This window comes from Corynebacterium amycolatum, from assembly GCF_016889425.1.
GTDB classification, from domain to species: Bacteria; Actinomycetota; Actinomycetes; order Mycobacteriales; family Mycobacteriaceae; genus Corynebacterium; species Corynebacterium amycolatum.
Window position 1 is genome coordinate 1,032,232 of the sequence record NZ_CP069513.1, and the last position, 17,050, is coordinate 1,049,281.

Below are 17,050 nucleotides of genomic sequence, written 5' to 3' on the forward strand. Positions count from 1 at the left end.
TGACCCCGTTAGTTAGCTGCCTTCTTGGTGCTCTTCTTAGCAGCCTTCTTCGTCGTCTTCTTGGCGGCCTTCTTTGTAGCCTTCTTCGCCGTCTTACGAGTGGTCTTCTTTGCTGCCTTCTTGGCCGACTTCTTTGCAGTCTTCTTAGTGGACTTGCGTGTGCGCTTTGCGGTCTTCGGAGCGTTTTCCTTCTCGTACTCCTCGTGAACCTTCTTGAAGCTCAGGCCTTCCTTCTCCACTCCGAGCATGCACATCAGAGTGACGGCATCGTAAAAGTCCTCGGCGAAGGTAGCCACAATTCGCCGTGCGCCAGCAGCGGTCTTTTCTTCGACCTTGTGAAGAGCCTCGTTCTGAGCAGTGCGAGTGTCTGTGACCTTCGGTGGCACGAATCCTCCTGGCAAGCATGGCCTTAATTGCGCCCAATACACCTACTTCTGCCAGCCATCTCGCCATATGCTCCCGTCACTGAGCTCAACCGAGTTCAGCGGAGAAGGAATGGGATTGTGATGACGCAGTTTCGGCTTTAAGCGCTACTTACAATTCAAAAACCTAATTCTACCACGTTGTTGATAGGTCGCGCGGTGTGGACAATGCTCCCACGGTACGGCTAGTCCACGCGCGGGTTCATACCGCCCTTGAAGCGGTAGTTGCGTGGACGGCGAGGCTTGTTCCGCGGATTCACAGGACGGATGCGACGCATACCGGCCCGGATTGGACGGGTCAGGCCACTGTCTTCGCGCAGTGCGCGAGGGCGACGGAGCCTGCGCGCCATCCATTCACCGAGGACAATGCCCGCAGCTAGTGCCGTCGCAATGCCCAGCGCTGAGGCCAGCGCCGTAAACCCCTTGGTCGGGTGGTCGTGCAGCAGTGCGTGCATACCGCGGTAGATTGTCATACCCGGAAGCAGTGGGGTTACGCCTGCCACTGCCGTAATTAGCGGCGGGATGGACCAACGTCGTGCCAGCAGGCCACCGATGAGACCAATCAGTGTTGCTGCCGCGCCTGCGCTGGTCACCGGATGAACTCCCAGCGGAGTCAACACGTAGTAGTAGGTCATTGACCCCAACAGGGCGACCGTTCCGGACACTGCCAACGCAGTGAACCCAGCATTCGAGGCCAACGCAAATGCGATTGAGGCGGTAGTTCCCGCTATCACCCGCACTGTCGCCTGGGCCAGGTTGAGGTCGGAGCCCGCGATGACGTCGGGAAGCGGAATGCCCAGCATTCCAGAAAACTCGATGCCCATCGCGATGCCAGCGACGATGCCGCCGGTCAACAGCATGGTGTCGAAGAAGCGCGCTGAGCCAGTCACTGGCGCGCCGGTGATGCCGTCTTGCAGTGCTTGCACGAGGGTTAGGCCGGCGAGCATCACGATGATTCCCGAGGCAATTAGCCTGGATGGCTGCATTTCAAAGGGAAGGTATGCCTGTGCTGCATTGAGTACAGCAGCGGAGAGTGTGGCGATGAGACCGCCGACTGCGTTTTGGAAGAATGTGGGCAACTCGCGGGCGGCAAGCTCGCCAATCACAATGACAATGGCCAGTGTGACGGCAGCCGCGATGAGAGCGACCTCGAAACCAGAGCCGAGTAGCACTGTCACAGATGAGGCCAGCAACGCCCAGCCAGCGTAGATGACGCGGAGGCGGTATTTTGCGGGCTCACGCTCGACCTTGTCGATAGCCTCAATAGCCTCCTCCAGGCTCAGATGGCCCGCGCGAATTCGGCGGATGACACGGTCCGTGTGGCGCAAGCGCTCGAAGTCGGGCACTGGTGCGGTGACTACGCGCATAGCCGTAATTGGTGTGCGGCGGGCACCGATGAGGTGGTAGACCGTCACCGAGGTCAACGTGATGTCAACCTGGATCTGGGTGAGGCCATAGGCTGAGGTCACGGTCTTAATCTGCAGCTCGGTGTCGCGGTTGCCCGAGCCACATGCCAGCAGCAGTCCTCCGATGCGAGCAGCGAGATCGAGTACGGCCGTAACCTGGCTGGGGTCGGAATAATCAATCGGTGCCAGCGGCAGTGGGGTAGTGGTCGAGTGCACTAGGTCGACAGTTGCCGTTGGGCCGGAAACGAAATCAATCACGCGCTGCTTGAAGGCGGACTGATTGTCGATTGCAGGAAACTGGGTCTGCGGAGTGTCGTCGTAAGAGACAGTGGGGTCAGCGGGGTAAGCGACAGCGGCTTCGGCATCGTAGGCATCGTCCTTCGCAGCGGAGTTTTCTTCGGCGTTGGATTTGTTGCCACCATCGAATGGCATGTCGGCACTTCCTTTCCCCGATACTGCCTGGGGTGCGTTGCAGCGCTATTGCAAAGACGAGTTCTAGAGGCGTTGCAGCAACATAGCCCCAGTGATTTAGCGATAGTCACACTACCCCGTCGGTGACGGAGAATCTCAATTCGTTTTCGGTGGGGTGAATTTACCTATCTGAGCGGGGCTTTTAGTGTGCAGAAAAGTGTTCAAGAAGTGCGGTTGCAGTATTCCTGTGGTGTCGTTTTTAACTTCTGCTTGCCAACCTGTACAATCGCCTGTCAGCGGCACAGCTGAGTTCGATTCTCAGGTTGACTCTGATTCTTTCGAGCCAGCGACGGCTAACGCCAAAAGGGTCGCTTTAAAGTTGCCGGGATGGCGCAATTGGTAGCGCAACTGATTTGTAATCAGTAGGTTACGGGTTCGAGTCCCGTTTCCGGCTCCAAAACCCCAGGCCAGGAAGTTTTCCGGCCTGGGGTTCTTTGGTTTAAAGGAGAAAAGTAGGGGGTTAAGTAGCGTGAGGGGTGAAATCGTCTAACAGAACGTCCGCATCCCTTCTGCCCCGTAAGCCGGCTTAGAAGCTGGAAGAACCACCTGAACCGGAAAACCCCGAGCTAAACCCGCTGTTGACGCCGCCGCTACTAGAAGAGCTGTCGCGGGCAGTGGTGGCATCGCTATCCCAGGTGCTCACGACATAGAAGGGCACGTAGCCGTGGTAGCCGGAGCCAGCGAAGAAATTAGAGTCGTAGATGCGCGTGCGCTCGGGGCGCTCGTCGGCCTCATTGCGCTTCTGCAGTTGGGACTGCACGTGCTCCGACAAGAGCGCGGAGCGATCCAAGAGTTCTAGGTAGCGCTCCATGAACTGCGGATGGTGTGGTTCCTTGGATAATTCAGTGGCGGCATCTTCCAACTCCTTCGCGTGGCGCTCAAGCGTCGAGTCGATGCTTGCGGCCAAGTAGCCTGCCTGTGCCAGATCCTTCCCCAGCTCGTAGAGTTCATAGCGGCGAGCATCCGCATCAGCGTTCTCAATGCGGTGCAGCTTTTCAATATTGACCTCAGCGGTTTCCACGCGCTCGCACAGTTGGCGCGCATTGGCGATGAGCTCAGAGCGTGAGCGGAATTGCTCATCTGGCGCATCCGCCGGAATCGACATGAGGGAACCAACCTGGCTATCGATCGCTAGGAAGTCATCGCGCAAACCCTCCCAGTCCTGGCGCAGGCGCTCATCCACCAGTCCTGATTGGAGCGAGTGCGCTCGAATATCAATCTCCCTTAGCCGTTGCGCCACATCGGTGTAGGTCTGCGACACGTAGTCCCAGTCCTCGCGTGCCTGCTGTGCCTGCTTCTGTCGGCTGCGGCGTATACCGCCGGCGAGGCCGACACCAGCGCCGCCAACGCTCAGGCCCGCCACCCCGAGGCCAACGGCCGCCCCCATCCGATCCTCTTTTGCGCCCTCGTACTGAGTATCCGCAGCACGGTCTACGTCGATTGCAGCCGCTGCGCCAGCAAAGAGGCCAGCAGGAATGTTGCCATCCCGCACGCCCGGCTTAATTGCTTCGATGGACTGTTTCAGATGGCTGTCATTCTTGCGTAGCTTCATTTGAGCAGCCACGTCCTCACCCGCGAAGACGAAGGCTTGGCGCGGATCAAGGCCCACGCCGACGAAGACCTGGCCATCAGCAAACTTATCCTTGCCGATGAGCTCCTGGTGGTTATCGCGCAGGTACTCCTCTACGGAGTCATTAACGTTTTCCTTGTTCTCGGCAAAGACCATGTAGTGCAGCTCTTGGACCACGTCAGGGGCGGCGATCAGGGAGACATCGCGAAGCATGCGCTCTTCTTCCTCTGGGGTGAGCACATCGTCCGGGTCCATGATGTCAGCCTGTACCTCACGCTGCGCAGTCTTCATGACGTAGTCGGAGCGCTCGGGCACATCGAGAATTGCCAAGCAGGTGCCCGCACCGACACCTCCGAGAAGTAGGCCGCTCACTGCTGCTGCGCCGATGATGGAGCCGATGGAGGTCACTTTGGAGCTGCGGTTGGCTGCAAAAGGTTTAATATCGCGAGAGTCGGTCACGGTGATTCTCCTATTCGCGAGCGATTGGCCCCGCCAATTTTATCCGGTCTAAGGGGGCCGGGGCGGGGAGCAAAGGATTCTTTTGAAGGCAGATTAAAGGGCAAATGCCTGTCGGGGGCTGGGGCGGGGGAATTTTCTGTCACTTATGCGCACGTTGTCGGAAGTCCCGGTCGACATATGGATGAGCTTTCCACTTATGGCCACGCTGCTGCGTATCGATAGGTGAATATTGCATCGATAGGACAGCGCAACACCGACAGCCGGACAGCGCAACACCGACAGCCGGAAAATCACAGGCCACGGAGCGTTCACATCTGCAACTCTAGCCCCATGCTTCACAGGGGTTGCATGCGCATGTAAAGTGGACTTTGTTTTTAAGTCATAAGCGCCGATAGGGCTGGTCTCGGGGAAGGGCCTGCGCTATGGGCGCTTTTGGCATTTTTCTGCAAAACCTTCCAGAAAACCCCACAAGCTGGGGTGATTTCTCTGAGAAAAATATTCTACGATAGAGCCATGTCAGAGGTGCTCTTTGTCAGTAGTTCAAACATGGGACTCTCACGCGTACTCGAAGGGCTGCTGCGGCAAGCTGCCCCAGGCTTGACAGTTTTGTCAGCAGGTATCAGCATCGATGATGATGACCGCGGTCTGGATGAAGACGCGCGGCGTGCGCTCTGTGAGGTGGGGGCACGGTGCGATGGCGATCCTCATCAACTCACGCCGTCTCTCGCAGACAGTGCGGATGTGGTCATTGTTGTGGGGAAAATCGACGTTTCGGACTACATCGCGCCAGATGTAGAGACTGAGCGCTGGGAATATGATGACCCAGCTGACCGCGGGATTTATGGTTATTCCCGCTACGCGGAATTGCGGGATTTCTTCACTCTGCGCGTCAATACGCTGGCGAAACGGTTTGCTGCCTAAATAGTCGCTGTCTTAATAAAAGGTGGGGCGCGGGAACCGTCGTAAAGCATGCGCTGAAGCTGACACACTTTTGTTTTCTGACAATAATGCCCGCGTTCGCCCGGTCAACACCTAATGTAAGTAGTTATGTCTATTGGTCCATCGCTGCGACGCACCCTGTACAAACTTGCTGAGAAAGAGATGTCCCCGGCTAAGGCAAAGTTCTTGCTGAACATTTGGCCGCCGCTGTTTGGCACCGGCATCCGTATCACCGAGATTGCGGATGACTGGTCTGAGGGACGATTGGAGCTGCGCCTAAACGCTCTGACTGCGAATATGCATGGCGCGGCATTTGGCGGTGCACTGTTTTCGATGACGGATGTGCTGTTTGGCACGCTGGTTATGCAGCGCCTGGATGTCAAGAAGTACGAGGCGTGGACGCGAACTGGGTCGTTTGAATTTATCCGGCCGGGTAAGAATGGTGCGTACCTCGAGGTAGAGGTGCCGGATGAGATGGTCGAAAAGCTTAAGGCCGAAACCGAAGGTGGCTATTCGACGGTCGTTCCATACACCTCTGTAATCCGAAACCGCGATGGTTCCCTGGTCGGTATTGGTCAGCAGGAGCTCTACGTGCGCCGTCGTGGTCGTAAGAAGCCGCCGGCCAATCCGAATCAGCAGGATCGTGTTGCCGGTGAGAACCTCATCTCTGCTGCTCGCACTCTTGCGCGGCTGGGGATGCGCGGGGTGGAAAACCGTGATGTGCTCGTCCAGCAGGAACGCACCGCACGACGCTGCATTTCGCCAGAGTCGCGTGCAGTCGCATGGCTCCACGGGGTCCTCGAGTACGGCGATGTCACTGTCGACGACTACCGCGCCGCAGGGCTTCCCGACGTCGTCATCGAGGCCCTCACCTCCGATAACCCCTCGCCAGCCGCGCAGCAGCTGCTTGCGGATGTCGTCACCGCGCGCGAGTCGCTGACCAAGTTCTAGGTCGAAGCCCTACGCCAATAGCCGAGTGATTAGGTCGATCACCTCGGAGTCTGTTTGCTGCTTCCAATGCGCAACAGACCTGCCCTCCAGCTCGGTTTCGAGCAAAACAGTTTGGCTGTCTGGCAGGAAGCTCTGCGCGGTATCGGACCACGGAATGACCAGGTTGTCATGGTGGCTGATGACATTAATCCAGTCAGGTGCGGCTGCCTTGCGCCCTCGGAGGTGCGGGGCAGTGTTGGCTGCAGGAAGTTCATATTTTCCTGCAGCTACCGCAATCTGATCGGCTAAAGCCTGTCCCATTAGCCAGCGGGCAGGAGCCCCATTCCACCAGCCCAAAATGCGGGAGATCTCAGTCAGATTTACACCGCCGACAGATCCCGACACACTGATGACACGTCGAAACGAAAAACGCTCGCATTCATGGTTTGCAAGACGCGTAAACAGCAGGAAAGCCAGTAGCCCACCCTGCGAGTGAGCCACAATATCGACCGTGTCCGAGTTCGTTTCAGTGCAGACTCCGTTGATATAGGACTCGACCTCGGCGACAGAATCTACAAGGGCAGCAGTGCCACGGTCTCCGTAGGCCGGTACATAGACTCGGCGGCCGAGGGTACGGAGACCGTCGGCAAGCGGTGCCCACGCGCCGGGACTATCGAGCGTGCCATGAAGTGCGATAACCGGAACGGGGTCTCTGAGGTCCCCCGACGCTGGACTCGGATTTGGTGAGGACGGATGTGCGGCTGTCGGTGGGAAAATCCGCGTTAGGAGCGGTCTATTCCGCATGCTCGATTGGGTCAAAATCCTCGCCTACCAGCTTGAATAGTGCCTCGCGAGTAAGTGCGCGGGGACGCCAATCGTGCGCCATCTGCTCATGCAAAATTATTGCTTGAGGGAACGTGTCCTGCACATAGAGATTGGTGACCATGCCTGTGTCACCATCATCCAAGAAACAGGACTGTGGCGGGGAAATGAGCTGGTCATACTTGGTGGCAATGCAGGTGTAAGTAACACCGGGACCGAGGATATCGTGGGAATTGGAGTTCAAAACCATCTTTGAACCCGTGAGCTGTTCCAAACCGGAAACGCCCCAGTAACTCTGAACGAAGTTGCTCATCAGCGACTTTGTGCCGGGGATCTTAGTGATACTGGAAGCGATGCCGCCCAGATTGGTGCCGTGATTGGGCGCGGCAAGGCAGACAACATGCTTGATGTACTTGGAAATGCGCAGAGAAAGCAGAGTGGCAATTAAGCCGCCTTGCGAGTGCCCCACGATAACGGCGTGCTTTGCGTCAGTGGCGTGCAGGACAGCCTTGATGTAAGGCACGAGCATGTCGATGGACTGATTGATGGGGTCTGTTGCACGGTGTCCAAAATCTGGCGCGAAGACAGCCCAGCCATCCTCCCGTAACTGACCGCCGAGGGTCTCCCAAATACCCTTGACCTGGCCTGTTCCATGCAGGAGGATGACCGGCCACGGCCGGGATTTGGACACTTTGGCTCCCCAGTTATCTTCGAAAACACCGCGCAGCGGACGGAAGATGGCATAGGGGAGCGATGCTGATCCTTCAGCTGCAGCCGGTTTTTGCGCCTCCGGTTCCTGCGCTTCAGGGGCAGGAACCGGAAGTTGTTCTTCCCGAAAATCCTCGTTTGAAGCGGCGATTAGCGCACCAACTTTCCGTCTTCATCAGTCCCGAGGACCTTCCGTAGCTTAGCGGCGGCCTCATCCATGGACTCTGCGGAAGGATTGCGATCGACCGACTGGAGGTTGTAGCCGGACATGTCGTGGGCAGGGAAGATATGGATGTGGGTGTGCGGAACCTCGAAGCCGGCGATGAGGTAGCCAGCACGTGGAGCGTCAAAAGCGGAGACAACAGCCTGACCAACCTTGTGGGCAACCTCATTGAGGTGAGCCCACAGCTCAGGCGAGGCATCCGTCCACTTGTCCACCTCTTCAATAGGGACAACCAGAGTGTGACCAGGTGCGATTGGCTCGATGGTCAAAAATGCGACGACCTTGTCATCGCGGTAGACAAAACGACCGGGGAGTTCACCGTTGATGATCTTGGTAAATACTGTGCTCATGTGCCAAGGGTAACCCGAATAGCGGATTGAGGGGTTGGGCGCGATGAGAGTTATCCGGGCTGATTAGTAAGATGATTGCTATGCGCATCCTCGTAATTGGCTCCGGTGCCCGTGAGCACGCCCTGTTGTACGCAATGAGTAAGGACCCGCAGGCTACTGATCTTCACGTAGCCCCTGGTAATGCGGGTATGAGTGAAATTGCCACCATGCATCCACTGGTCGTGGATGACCCCGCTGGCGCTGTTGCGCTGGCCAAGGAAATTGGGGCCGATTTGGTTGTTATTGGCCCGGAGGTTCCGCTGGTCGCGGGTGTGGCAGACGCGCTGCGCGACGCTGGCTTTGCAGTTTTTGGCCCGAACGCGGACGCGGCTCGGATTGAGGGGTCTAAGGCTTTCGCTAAGGACGTCATGAAGGCGGCTGGAGTAAAGACCGCCTCGGCAGAGGCCATTCAGCCGGAGGCTTCCGATGAAGACATCGAGGCCGCCATTGACCGCTTTGGTCCGAACTGGGTCGTGAAGGATGACGGTCTGGCTGCTGGCAAGGGCGTTGTGGTCACTAAGGACCGCGCTGAAGCTCTTGAACACGCAAAGGCGGTGCTGGCAGCCGGTAACCCGGTGCTGCTGGAGTCCTTCCTGGATGGCCCGGAGGTTTCCCTGTTCTGCCTGGTCGACGGCGAAACCGTCGTCCCGCTGTTGCCGGCTCAGGACCACAAGCGCGTCGGTAATAACGACGAGGGGCCGAACACCGGTGGCATGGGCGCTTACAGCCCGCTGTCCTGGCTGCCGGAAGGCGCAACTGAGCGCATCGTCACCGAGGTCTGCGAGCCGGTCGCTCGTGAAATGGCCGCTCGCGGCTGCCCGTTCCAGGGTCTGCTGTACGCGGGTCTGGCCTGGGGCGAGGACGGCCCGGCTGTCATTGAGTTCAACTGCCGTTTCGGTGACCCGGAGACCCAGGCCGTGCTGGCGCTGCTGGAGTCCCCGGTGGCGCAGCTGCTCAACGCCGCTGCTACCGGCACATTGGCGGACTTCAGTCCGCTGTCTTGGCGTGATGGGTACGCTCTGACTGTTGTGCTGGCAGCTGAAGGCTACCCGGTGTCGACGCGCACGGGCGATGTCATTGAAGGTGCAGAGCCTGGTCGTGAGGCAGATGGCATTCTCCACGCAGGTACTGCCCGCAATGCTGCAGGTGAGCTGGTCTCCGCTGGTGGCCGTGTGCTCAACGTCATCGGCGTTGGTGACACGCTGGAAGAGGCTCGCGACAAGGCGTACGAGACCATCAAGACCATTAAGCTCGAGGGCTCGCACTACCGCACCGACATTGCACTACCTGCAGTTGAGGGCCGCATTTCCATTTAAATAATGCTCGAGGCGGTCAGGCTGCACTCGAATACCTCACTGGTGCACCCACCCGGGCTGAATTGGATTTCCCGGGGGCCTCGGTGGCTGCAAAGATGAAGGTATGCACGCCGAATCTCCGCAGTCGCCAAAGTCGTTGCAGTCACCGCAATCACCGCAGCCGTTAAACTTCTCGGGGCCTCCGCAGGCATCCCAGCCCGAGCGCGATCTAGCATCCCGCCGCAGTGAGGTCGCACCTTTCCATGTGATGGATGTTCTCGCGCTCGCACAGGAGCGTCAGCGTACTCACGGTGACGCTCTGTTCCTCTGTGTGGGGCAGCCCGCGACTGCGGCCCCGGCTGCCGCGATTGCCCGTGCTCGTGCCGATTTGGAAAATCAGGTTCTGGGCTACACTGCGGCCGTCGGCACGCCTGAGCTGCGCGAAACCATCGCCGCCTGGCATCGTGAAAACTACGGCACGGCCACGGAAGCTGCCGATGTTGTCATCACCACCGGTTCTTCCGGCGGTTTCGTGGCACTTTTCCTCGCAGCGCTCGACGTCGGCGACGATATTGTGCTCGCGCGCCCGGGCTATCCCGCATACCGCAATACTCTGCAGGCGCTCGGCGCCAACATTGTCGAGATTGACTGTGGTCCCGAGACCCGCTTTCAGCTCACTGTCCAACACCTGCAGGAACTTCCGCGCGTGCCCAAGGCCGTGATCGTCACCAGTCCGGACAATCCCACTGGCACCATTATCGATGCCGACGAGCTGCGTGCCATTGCGAAGTGGTGCGAGCAGCACGATTGCCTGCTCATCTCCGATGAGATTTATCACGGCATTACCTATGGTCGAAAGTGCGCGTCAGCACGCGAGTTTTCTGATGCGGCGGTCGTAGTCGGCAGTGTCAGTAAGTACTTCTCGATGACCGGCTGGCGCGTCGGCTGGCTCATCGTTCCAGAGTGGCTGCGTGCGCCCCTGGATCGACTCGAAGCCAACCTCACTGTCTGCCCACCGGCAATTTCGCAGGAAGCGGCGGTAGAGGCGTTCAGCGCCGAGTCCATTGCCGAGCTCAATTCGCACGTGAGGCGTTACGCGCGCAACCGCGACGTTTTGCTCGAGGGGCTGCCCCGCGTCGGTCTCGGTAATATCGCCCCGCCCGACGGCGGTTTCTATATCTATGCCAATATCGCAGGGCTTTACGACGACCCGAACTCCGTCGACTCCATGACATGGGCTCGGGAACTGTTGGCTGCAACGGGCGTGGCCGTTGCCCCTGGAATCGACTTCGACACAGAGAACGGCCATGAGTGGGTTCGCCTCTGCTTCGCCGGTGAGACTTCCGAGATGGAAGAGGCTATTCGGCGTATTGGGGCGTTCACTGGTCGTGGTTAAGCGGCCGTTAGCGACGTTTGCGATGTGATTTACCTCACCCTTTCAGGGGTGTTTTTGAGGTCGGTTGAGATAGGGGCTCGGTGGACGAATCGCTGCTTTAAATCCTGTGCCGGTAACCGCTTGCTGGGCTGATGTTGGGGCAGTTTTGGGAGGGAGGCGTTGGGGCTCTGTTTTCCTGACTGCTCGTTCGCCGTAAAGGCGGAAAAACTGCCTCAGATTGAAGGCTTCGTGGCTGCGGCCACATCCAGCGAGGCTAGGGTTGAGTTGATAGAGGGGTGGGATGGCCTTCACGGTAGTGGTTTCGGCGGTCGGCAGCTCTGTTGGTGGGCTATTTATGCTGGCAGTGGGTTCTTTTTCTTTAACTGGCGCTGGGGTGGACCCCTGGGAAGCTGGTGGCTATTCGTGCGCGGGGTGACGATTGAGTGTGGTGTGTAATCCACATTCAACGATGGTTACAAGCGCTTTCAGTGGGGATAGTTTATGTTCGGCCAAAAGAGACTTTCGCGCCTGGCTTTCGGCTGTGTAAAAGAGCGTGATTTTGAAGCGGTTATCAAGGGCAGTAAAGCGAGGTATGGGGCGGCGTTGAGGGGCACTGTTTGTGGCTCAGTGTCTGAGCTAAAAAGTGTCCAAAAGTTAACAAACGGTTAACTAAAAATAAAGTTTAGTGCTTGCCAGGTCTTGTGTTGTCGTCTACGGTTGCAAGTCATAAGTTCCAAACGGTTCGATGAAACATTGTTTCAACTGCTGAATCGCAAAGAATCGGTTGGAGAAGTCCAACAATAAAGATCAAAGAGATCTTAAGAGAGGTGACCTCTGATGAACGCATTCAACGAGATTATGGATACTGTGTCCCCGATTTTCCAGGACGGCAAGGAATCCAAGCAGGATGCGCTGGCATCGCTGCTTGCCGAAGCCATCGTGGAGGCGAACCCGAAGCAGGGCATCGCCGCTGACGATCGCCGTGCTGCCTAACAAGAATTAGCTTTGGTCCGATTCCTGCTAGGCAGCTAGTGGGGAAGCAATCCCTACTGGTTATTCCTACTGGTTCAGGAACTCCCGGACCTGCTCCATATCCTTATCACCGCGACCCGACAGGTTCACGAGCAACAGCAAAGGCTCATCGCCTTCGTGAACCGGCAGCCCGAACTCGCTACCAGCGGCAGGGTAGGTTTCACGGAGTCGCGTAATTTTAATGGCCTGCGCCAGCGCATGCGAGGATTCCATCGCCGGAATAATGCCCTCCATGCGGCTGAGCAGCTGGAACGCTTCCAGCGCCTCCTCGTCGGTAATTCCGACATAGCTGGCGCGGCCATTCTCCTTCAGCATGCCGTGCTCCGGGCCAACGGACGGGTAATCCAAGCCCGCCGAGATGGAGTGCGATGGCAACACCTCGCCGTCGTCGGAAAGCATGACAAATGAGCGCATGCCGTGAAGGACACCAGTCTTGCCCCCATTGATGGGCGCCCCGTGACGATCGGTGTCGAGTCCCTCACCTGCAGGCTCGACGCCAATGAGGGCGACATCGGAGTCGTCGATGTAGTTAGCAAATGCGCCAATGGCGTTGGAGCCGCCACCGACGGCTGCGATGACAGCGTCGGGAAGCTTGCCGTAACGCTCGACCATCTGACTGCGTGACTCCTCCGAGATGACCTGCTGGAATTCACGCACGATAGTGGGGAATGGGTGCGGCCCGGCGGCTGTGCCCAGCAGGTAGAAAGTGGAGTCGAGAGTCTTGCTCCACTCGACCAGTGCCTCGTCAATAGCATCCTTCAAACCGGCCTCGCCGGTGGTGACGGGAACGACCTTCGCGCCCATGAGCTCCATGCGCTCGACATTGGGGTGCTGGCGGGCGACATCGTGCGCGCCCATGTAAATCTCGCACTCAAGTCCCAGCAGCGCTGCGGCCATCGCGGTGGCCGTGCCGTGCTGGCCTGCACCCGTCTCAGCAATGAGACGGGTTTTTCCCATGCGCTTTGCCAGCAGCGCCTGGCCGACCACGTTGTTGCCCTTGTGCGCGCCGCCGTGGTTCAAGTCCTCGCGCTTGAGCACAATCGTCGTGTTCGGCGTGGATAGACGTCGGCATTCGAACAGCGGGGTTGCGCGGCCGAGGAAATCGCGACGCAGTTCTTCCAGCTCGCGCTGGAACTCCGGATCGCTCATCGCCTCGATGTAAGCCGCTTCCAGCTCATCGAGTGCTGGCAGCAGGAACTCCGGCACTTCCTGTCCACCGAAGCGACCGAAAAATGCAGGCAAGAGGGTTTCGCGCACCTCGCCCGCGCCGTTAACGCTTGCCGACGGCACCCTGGTTGCAGTCGGTGCTGAAGCCTTGGCGATGGCATCCGCGCTGGGGTTGTAATCAGTCATTGAAGAGAGCCTTTCGTTGCTGTTGTTTATTTCAGCGGGCCCTGGTTCTCTTCGCCGAACCGATAAAAGAAAAGAGCCCGCCAGATTTATCTTCTTGCGAGCTCGTACTTGACGGGTTTGCCGTCGACATTAATGAGATGACGTGACGTTGCTCGCGGACTTAGGCGAGCCACCACCACTGTGCGCCGCACGGCGCGAGTGTGTTCATCAGGGGTGTCATCATGAATCTGACCATAACTCAAGGTTTCCGTAGTAGCCAAAGCGGGGTGGGGTGTGGGGGCGGGGATGGGGCGCGAAATGTGTACGGGATATCGCAACGGTGTCTGGGGGCGTAAAGCAGCTCCCCGCTAAGTCCCGGCATATGCAGAGACGGAATATCAGCATTCCCCTCGACATCGCTGGCCACGAGGACTAACGTTCCGATGGTGATTACGCTGTCGCGGCAGGCCACTAAAACACGTCGGGGAGTTCGTCCCACGACGTTGGTGGTGTGGTGTTATGTCGCCTTGATAACCGCTGGCACGGTTTTGTTAATGCTGCCGATTTCGGCGGTCAATAGCCATCCTACGGGGCAGTGCGCCCCGAGCCCTGGGGATATGTGTTTGCCCACGGCGCTGTCTGATGCGCTGTTCACAGCCACCTCGGCAACAAGCCTGACCGGCCTGATCACCGTAGATACGGCCACCCATTGGTCAACCTTCGGCAAGGTCGTCATCATGTTGTTGATTCAGCTGGGTGGTCTCGGGTTCATGACCTTGGCTTCACTTTTCGGCCTCTTCGTAGCAGGAAGGCTCGGCCTGAACCGCCGTGCCGGTGCCCGCGTTGAAGGCCGCGGTATGGATATGGGCGAGATTTCGTGGGTTGTCCGTGCTGCCGTTAGCTTCACTCTGTTGGTGGAGTTTGTGGTGGCAGTGGCACTTACGCTGCGGTTCCACTCCGGATACGGGTATGGCTGGGGAAAGGCTGCATGGGAAGGCTTGTTCCATGCCATCTCAAGCTTCAACAACGCCGGTTTCGCTCTGTATACCGACAATGTCATCGGGTTCTATAGCGATGCCTGGGTGCTTTTGCCACTGGCCTTCGCCCTCATCGTGGGTGGTCTGGGTTTTCCTGTTTTGCTCGAGGCCTGGCGGCACGGCAAAGCGTGGCTTAGTGTCTGCACTCGAGGACAGCTGCCTAAACGCTGGTCGCTGACTACTCGCTTCACCATTAAAGGCACGATTCTGCTGATTGCTTTGGGTACGCTCATGGTGGCTTTTGGGGAGTGGTCCAATGCCATGTCTGGATTCACCGCGGGGGAGAAGATACTCAACTCATTCTTCGCTGGTGTGAGCCCGCGTACCGCGGGGTTCAACGCGCTCGATTACGCGGAGTTCCACCCATCGACACTGCTGGGCACTGACTTCCTCATGTTCATTGGTGGTGGCACCGGCGGTACTGCAGGTGGCGTGAAAATCACGACGTCGGCAGTCATTCTCGCCGCTGTTCTCGCGGAGATTCGCGGTGACACCTCCGTGTCCGTGGCTAGGCGGCGCCTCAACCCAAAGGTGCTGCGCCAGGCTCTCGTTGTCCTTGCCTTCGGTATCGGCCAGGTATTCCTGGCAGTAATCGCCGTCAGTTTCCTAGCACCACAGTTTTCTACTGACCAAATTCTTTTTGAAGTAATCAGTGCTTTCGCCACGGTAGGCCTTTCCACAGGTATTACCGCCGACCTGCCGGTGGCAGCACAGGCAATCTTCATCGTGCTGATGTTCACCGGACGTGTTGGCCCAATCGCCTTGGCGACGGCCTTGGCCGCCCGCCCACGCCAGCGCGTCTACGAATATCCAGAAGAAAGGCCCTTCATTGGCTAACTCGAAATTCAACCCGTTTGCTGGTTTTGCAGATCATTTCTCCAACCAAGCCAGCTCTTCGCCTGTTGTCATCCTCGGTATGGGGCGTTTCGGACAGGCACTCGGCGAGGAGCTGGTCGCTGGCGGTATCGAGGTTCTCTGCGTAGACCATCGCGAAAAGGTGGTTCAGGAGCTGTCCTCGACCTTCGACCACGTGGTCACCGCCGACACCACCATGCCGGAGGTACTGAAGCAGCTCGGTGTCGATGAAGCCGAACGTGTTGTTATCGCCATCGGCAGTGACATTGAGGCTTCATTGCTGACCGCGTCTGCGCTGGTGGATATGGGGGCGCCCATGATTTGGGCAAAGGCCGATAACCAGGCCCACGCCAAAATCCTGGGCCAGATTGGTGTGCACCACGTCATTCGCCCGGAGGCCGACACCGGTCGTCGTATTGCGCACCTCATCGGCGGCAAGGTCCAGGACTTCCTGGAGTTCGACCGCGATTACGCAGTAGGCAAGGTCGCGCCGCCAATCCACTGCCTGGATAAGACGGTGGCGGAGATTAACCAGAGCGCACCGATTACGGTTGTCGCCGTACAAAAGCGCGGTCAGCGATTCCGCCCTGCGCTTGCCGACGACCGCATTTCCGCAGGTGATCTCCTGATTGTCTCCGGCGCTATTCGGCAGTTGGAGACATTCGCCGGAGAGTAACAGGAAGCGACGGAGTCCGTGCACGCGGGGCTCCGTCGCGATGGAAATCAACGACCAACAGTGTGGAAAGGCGGGGTCCACGCCCAGCTCAACGGGCTGCAAATGTGAAACTGTGCGAGTTTATGACGCTTTCAGGCCATTTTTGGGCCAATTTTGTCATAAACGCAGTCACTAACTCGCATTGGGGCAAAGTAGGGCTAGATAGCACATGGTGCCCACCCAGCGACACGCCGAGCGGACACACTTTTTGCCTATTAACCCACACTTTTGCTACTTAACCCACGAAACTCAGCGACCGTTCGTAACCGCAGCGCGCAGGGCACGAGCTGCCTCTTCCGGATTTTCTGCCTCGGTCAGTGCGCGAACCACCACAATGCGCTCCGCACCAGCGGCGATAACCGCATTGGCGGTCTCGGCGTTGATACCGCCAATTGCCCACCATGGCTTGACGGGGTCACTTGCGCCGCGGTCGTGTGGGCGCACAATATCGGCCACGGAATCCTGGTGGGACTCCGCTGATCCCTGTGCCCGCACTCTCCGCACCAGTGCCGCAGCTTCATGAACCATCTCGACTCCGACGGGCTGACGGTCGGGCTTCGTCGGGGTGGCATACACCGGGCCGATTACCGCGTAATCGATGCCATCGTCGGCAAGTGAGGCGGCGAACATGTCCAGATTTCGGTTGGATCGGCCGATGAGAACCTCGGGGCCAACGATCTGGCGGGCCTGCTCGGTCGTGAGGTCTTCCTGGCCCACATGCAGAATGTCTGCGCCGGTCAGCGCGGCAATGTCGGCGCGGTCATTGACGGCGAAGAGCTTGCCGTGTTCAGCGGCGACCTCGGCGAGGATCTCCACGGCGGCAATCTCGTCGCGAGTGTCGACTTTCTTGTCGCGCAGCTGGATGATGTCGGTGCCGCCTTCGTAACAGGCGTGCAGAAATTCGCGCAGATCACCGCGGGATGCACGCGAGTCGGTGCAGAGGTACAGACGGGCATCGGCAAGCAGGGCGCGTCGTGTTGTGCGAGTGGCAGCTGATGAGGCGTTCATGTCCCCATGTTAGGCGAGGTCGAGGATGCGGTGTAGTGGCGGCCATCGGGAAGTCATATGAT

The 17,050-nt window shown here is 58.4% G+C and carries 15 protein-coding genes and 1 tRNA gene; 8 read left to right on the plus strand and 8 right to left on the minus strand.

Annotated elements, in window-relative coordinates; all coding sequences use genetic code 11:
* Positions 1–8: 8 nt before the first annotated feature.
* Together I6J19_RS04520 and thrE are read right to left on the minus strand one after the other, a co-directional pair.
* Entirely contained in the window at positions 9–386 is a 378-nt protein-coding gene (locus tag I6J19_RS04520) for a hypothetical protein (protein ID WP_038626573.1), read from the minus strand.
* Positions 387–607: 221 nt separating this feature from the next.
* Entirely contained in the window at positions 608–2,260 is a 1,653-nt protein-coding gene (gene thrE, locus I6J19_RS04525) for a threonine/serine exporter ThrE (RefSeq protein WP_038626570.1), read from the minus strand.
* A 360-nt stretch (positions 2,261–2,620) separates the two neighbouring features.
* Here thrE and I6J19_RS04530 point away from each other — a divergent pair.
* Positions 2,621–2,696, plus strand: a tRNA-Thr gene (locus tag I6J19_RS04530).
* Between the two features lie 129 nt (positions 2,697–2,825).
* On the opposite strand, the gene I6J19_RS04535 is transcribed toward I6J19_RS04530, so the two are convergent.
* Positions 2,826–4,328, minus strand: coding sequence for a hypothetical protein (locus I6J19_RS04535; RefSeq protein ID WP_038626562.1), 1,503 nt, complete (start codon positions 4,326–4,328; stop codon positions 2,826–2,828).
* Between the two features lie 546 nt (positions 4,329–4,874).
* Here I6J19_RS04535 and I6J19_RS04540 point away from each other — a divergent pair.
* The gene (locus tag I6J19_RS04540; RefSeq protein WP_141737486.1) at positions 4,875–5,249 is read left to right on the plus strand and encodes a hypothetical protein; all 375 of its coding nucleotides are present in this window, start codon (positions 4,875–4,877) and stop codon (positions 5,247–5,249) included.
* 126 nt (positions 5,250–5,375) lie between these two features.
* Positions 5,376–6,218, plus strand: coding sequence for a PaaI family thioesterase (locus I6J19_RS04545; protein WP_038626554.1), 843 nt, complete (start codon positions 5,376–5,378; stop codon positions 6,216–6,218).
* A gap of 9 nt (positions 6,219–6,227) precedes the next feature.
* On the opposite strand, the gene I6J19_RS04550 is transcribed toward I6J19_RS04545, so the two are convergent.
* The 3 genes from I6J19_RS04550 to I6J19_RS04560 all read right to left on the minus strand — a co-directional run bounded on the left by I6J19_RS04550 (position 6,228) and on the right by I6J19_RS04560 (position 8,300).
* Complete coding sequence (locus I6J19_RS04550) at positions 6,228–7,001, minus strand: esterase/lipase family protein (RefSeq protein ID WP_049180884.1); 774 nt, start codon at positions 6,999–7,001, stop codon at positions 6,228–6,230.
* Complete coding sequence (locus I6J19_RS04555) at positions 6,991–7,710, minus strand: esterase/lipase family protein (RefSeq protein ID WP_038626550.1); 720 nt, start codon at positions 7,708–7,710, stop codon at positions 6,991–6,993. The genes I6J19_RS04550 and I6J19_RS04555 overlap by 11 nt, the downstream gene beginning before the upstream one ends.
* A 167-nt stretch (positions 7,711–7,877) precedes the next feature.
* Positions 7,878–8,300, minus strand: coding sequence for an HIT family protein (locus I6J19_RS04560; protein ID WP_038626548.1), 423 nt, complete (start codon positions 8,298–8,300; stop codon positions 7,878–7,880).
* Positions 8,301–8,380: 80 nt separating this feature from the next.
* On the opposite strand from I6J19_RS04560, the gene purD reads away from it, so the two are divergent.
* From purD to I6J19_RS04575, 3 genes are all read left to right on the plus strand, one after another.
* Positions 8,381–9,655, plus strand: coding sequence for a phosphoribosylamine--glycine ligase (gene purD / locus I6J19_RS04565; protein ID WP_038629163.1), 1,275 nt, complete (start codon positions 8,381–8,383; stop codon positions 9,653–9,655).
* Positions 9,656–9,902: 247 nt separating this feature from the next.
* Positions 9,903–11,030: a pyridoxal phosphate-dependent aminotransferase gene (locus I6J19_RS04570; protein ID WP_038626546.1), complete on the plus strand. Its 1,128-nt coding sequence runs from the start codon at positions 9,903–9,905 to the stop codon at positions 11,028–11,030.
* A gap of 816 nt (positions 11,031–11,846) precedes the next feature.
* Entirely contained in the window at positions 11,847–12,002 is a 156-nt protein-coding gene (locus I6J19_RS04575) for a hypothetical protein (RefSeq protein ID WP_162837147.1), read from the plus strand.
* A 66-nt stretch (positions 12,003–12,068) separates the two neighbouring features.
* On the opposite strand, the gene trpB is transcribed toward I6J19_RS04575, so the two are convergent.
* Positions 12,069–13,394 (minus strand): tryptophan synthase subunit beta, encoded by a 1,326-nt coding sequence (gene trpB, locus I6J19_RS04580; RefSeq protein ID WP_052155542.1) that lies wholly within the window; start codon positions 13,392–13,394, stop codon positions 12,069–12,071.
* Between the two features lie 422 nt (positions 13,395–13,816).
* Between trpB and I6J19_RS04585 the strand changes: the two genes are divergently transcribed.
* Together I6J19_RS04585 and I6J19_RS04590 are read left to right on the plus strand one after the other, a co-directional pair.
* Positions 13,817–15,247 carry a TrkH family potassium uptake protein gene (locus I6J19_RS04585; RefSeq protein ID WP_038626542.1) on the plus strand — a complete coding sequence of 477 codons (1,431 nt, stop codon included), beginning with the start codon at positions 13,817–13,819 and terminating at the stop codon, positions 15,245–15,247.
* Entirely contained in the window at positions 15,240–15,941 is a 702-nt protein-coding gene (locus I6J19_RS04590; protein ID WP_038626539.1) for a potassium channel family protein, read from the plus strand. Before I6J19_RS04585 ends, I6J19_RS04590 begins: the two co-directional genes overlap by 8 nt.
* A gap of 288 nt (positions 15,942–16,229) precedes the next feature.
* Here I6J19_RS04590 and I6J19_RS04595 read toward each other — a convergent pair whose 3' ends face one another.
* Positions 16,230–16,988, minus strand: coding sequence for a thiamine phosphate synthase (locus I6J19_RS04595; RefSeq protein ID WP_038626537.1), 759 nt, complete (start codon positions 16,986–16,988; stop codon positions 16,230–16,232).
* Between the last annotated feature and the right edge of the window lie 62 nt (positions 16,989–17,050).

Bases quoted from the DNA above. Each gene is read 5' to 3' on its own strand.
- thrE (WP_038626570.1), bottom strand. From the start codon at position 2,260: ATGCCATTCGATGGTGGCAACAAATCCAACGCCGAAGAAAACTCCGCT.
- I6J19_RS04540 (WP_141737486.1), top strand. From the start codon at position 4,875: ATGGGACTCTCACGCGTACTCGAAGGGCTGCTGCGGCAAGCTGCCCCA.
- I6J19_RS04545 (WP_038626554.1), top strand. From the start codon at position 5,376: ATGTCTATTGGTCCATCGCTGCGACGCACCCTGTACAAACTTGCTGAG.
- I6J19_RS04550 (WP_049180884.1), bottom strand. From the start codon at position 7,001: ATGCGGAATAGACCGCTCCTAACGCGGATTTTCCCACCGACAGCCGCA.
- I6J19_RS04560 (WP_038626548.1), bottom strand. From the start codon at position 8,300: ATGAGCACAGTATTTACCAAGATCATCAACGGTGAACTCCCCGGTCGT.
- purD (WP_038629163.1), top strand. From the start codon at position 8,381: ATGCGCATCCTCGTAATTGGCTCCGGTGCCCGTGAGCACGCCCTGTTG.
- I6J19_RS04570 (WP_038626546.1), top strand. From the start codon at position 9,903: ATGGATGTTCTCGCGCTCGCACAGGAGCGTCAGCGTACTCACGGTGAC.
- I6J19_RS04575 (WP_162837147.1), top strand. From the start codon at position 11,847: ATGAACGCATTCAACGAGATTATGGATACTGTGTCCCCGATTTTCCAG.
- trpB (WP_052155542.1), bottom strand. From the start codon at position 13,394: ATGACTGATTACAACCCCAGCGCGGATGCCATCGCCAAGGCTTCAGCA.
- I6J19_RS04585 (WP_038626542.1), top strand. From the start codon at position 13,817: ATGGTGATTACGCTGTCGCGGCAGGCCACTAAAACACGTCGGGGAGTT.
- I6J19_RS04595 (WP_038626537.1), bottom strand. From the start codon at position 16,988: ATGAACGCCTCATCAGCTGCCACTCGCACAACACGACGCGCCCTGCTT.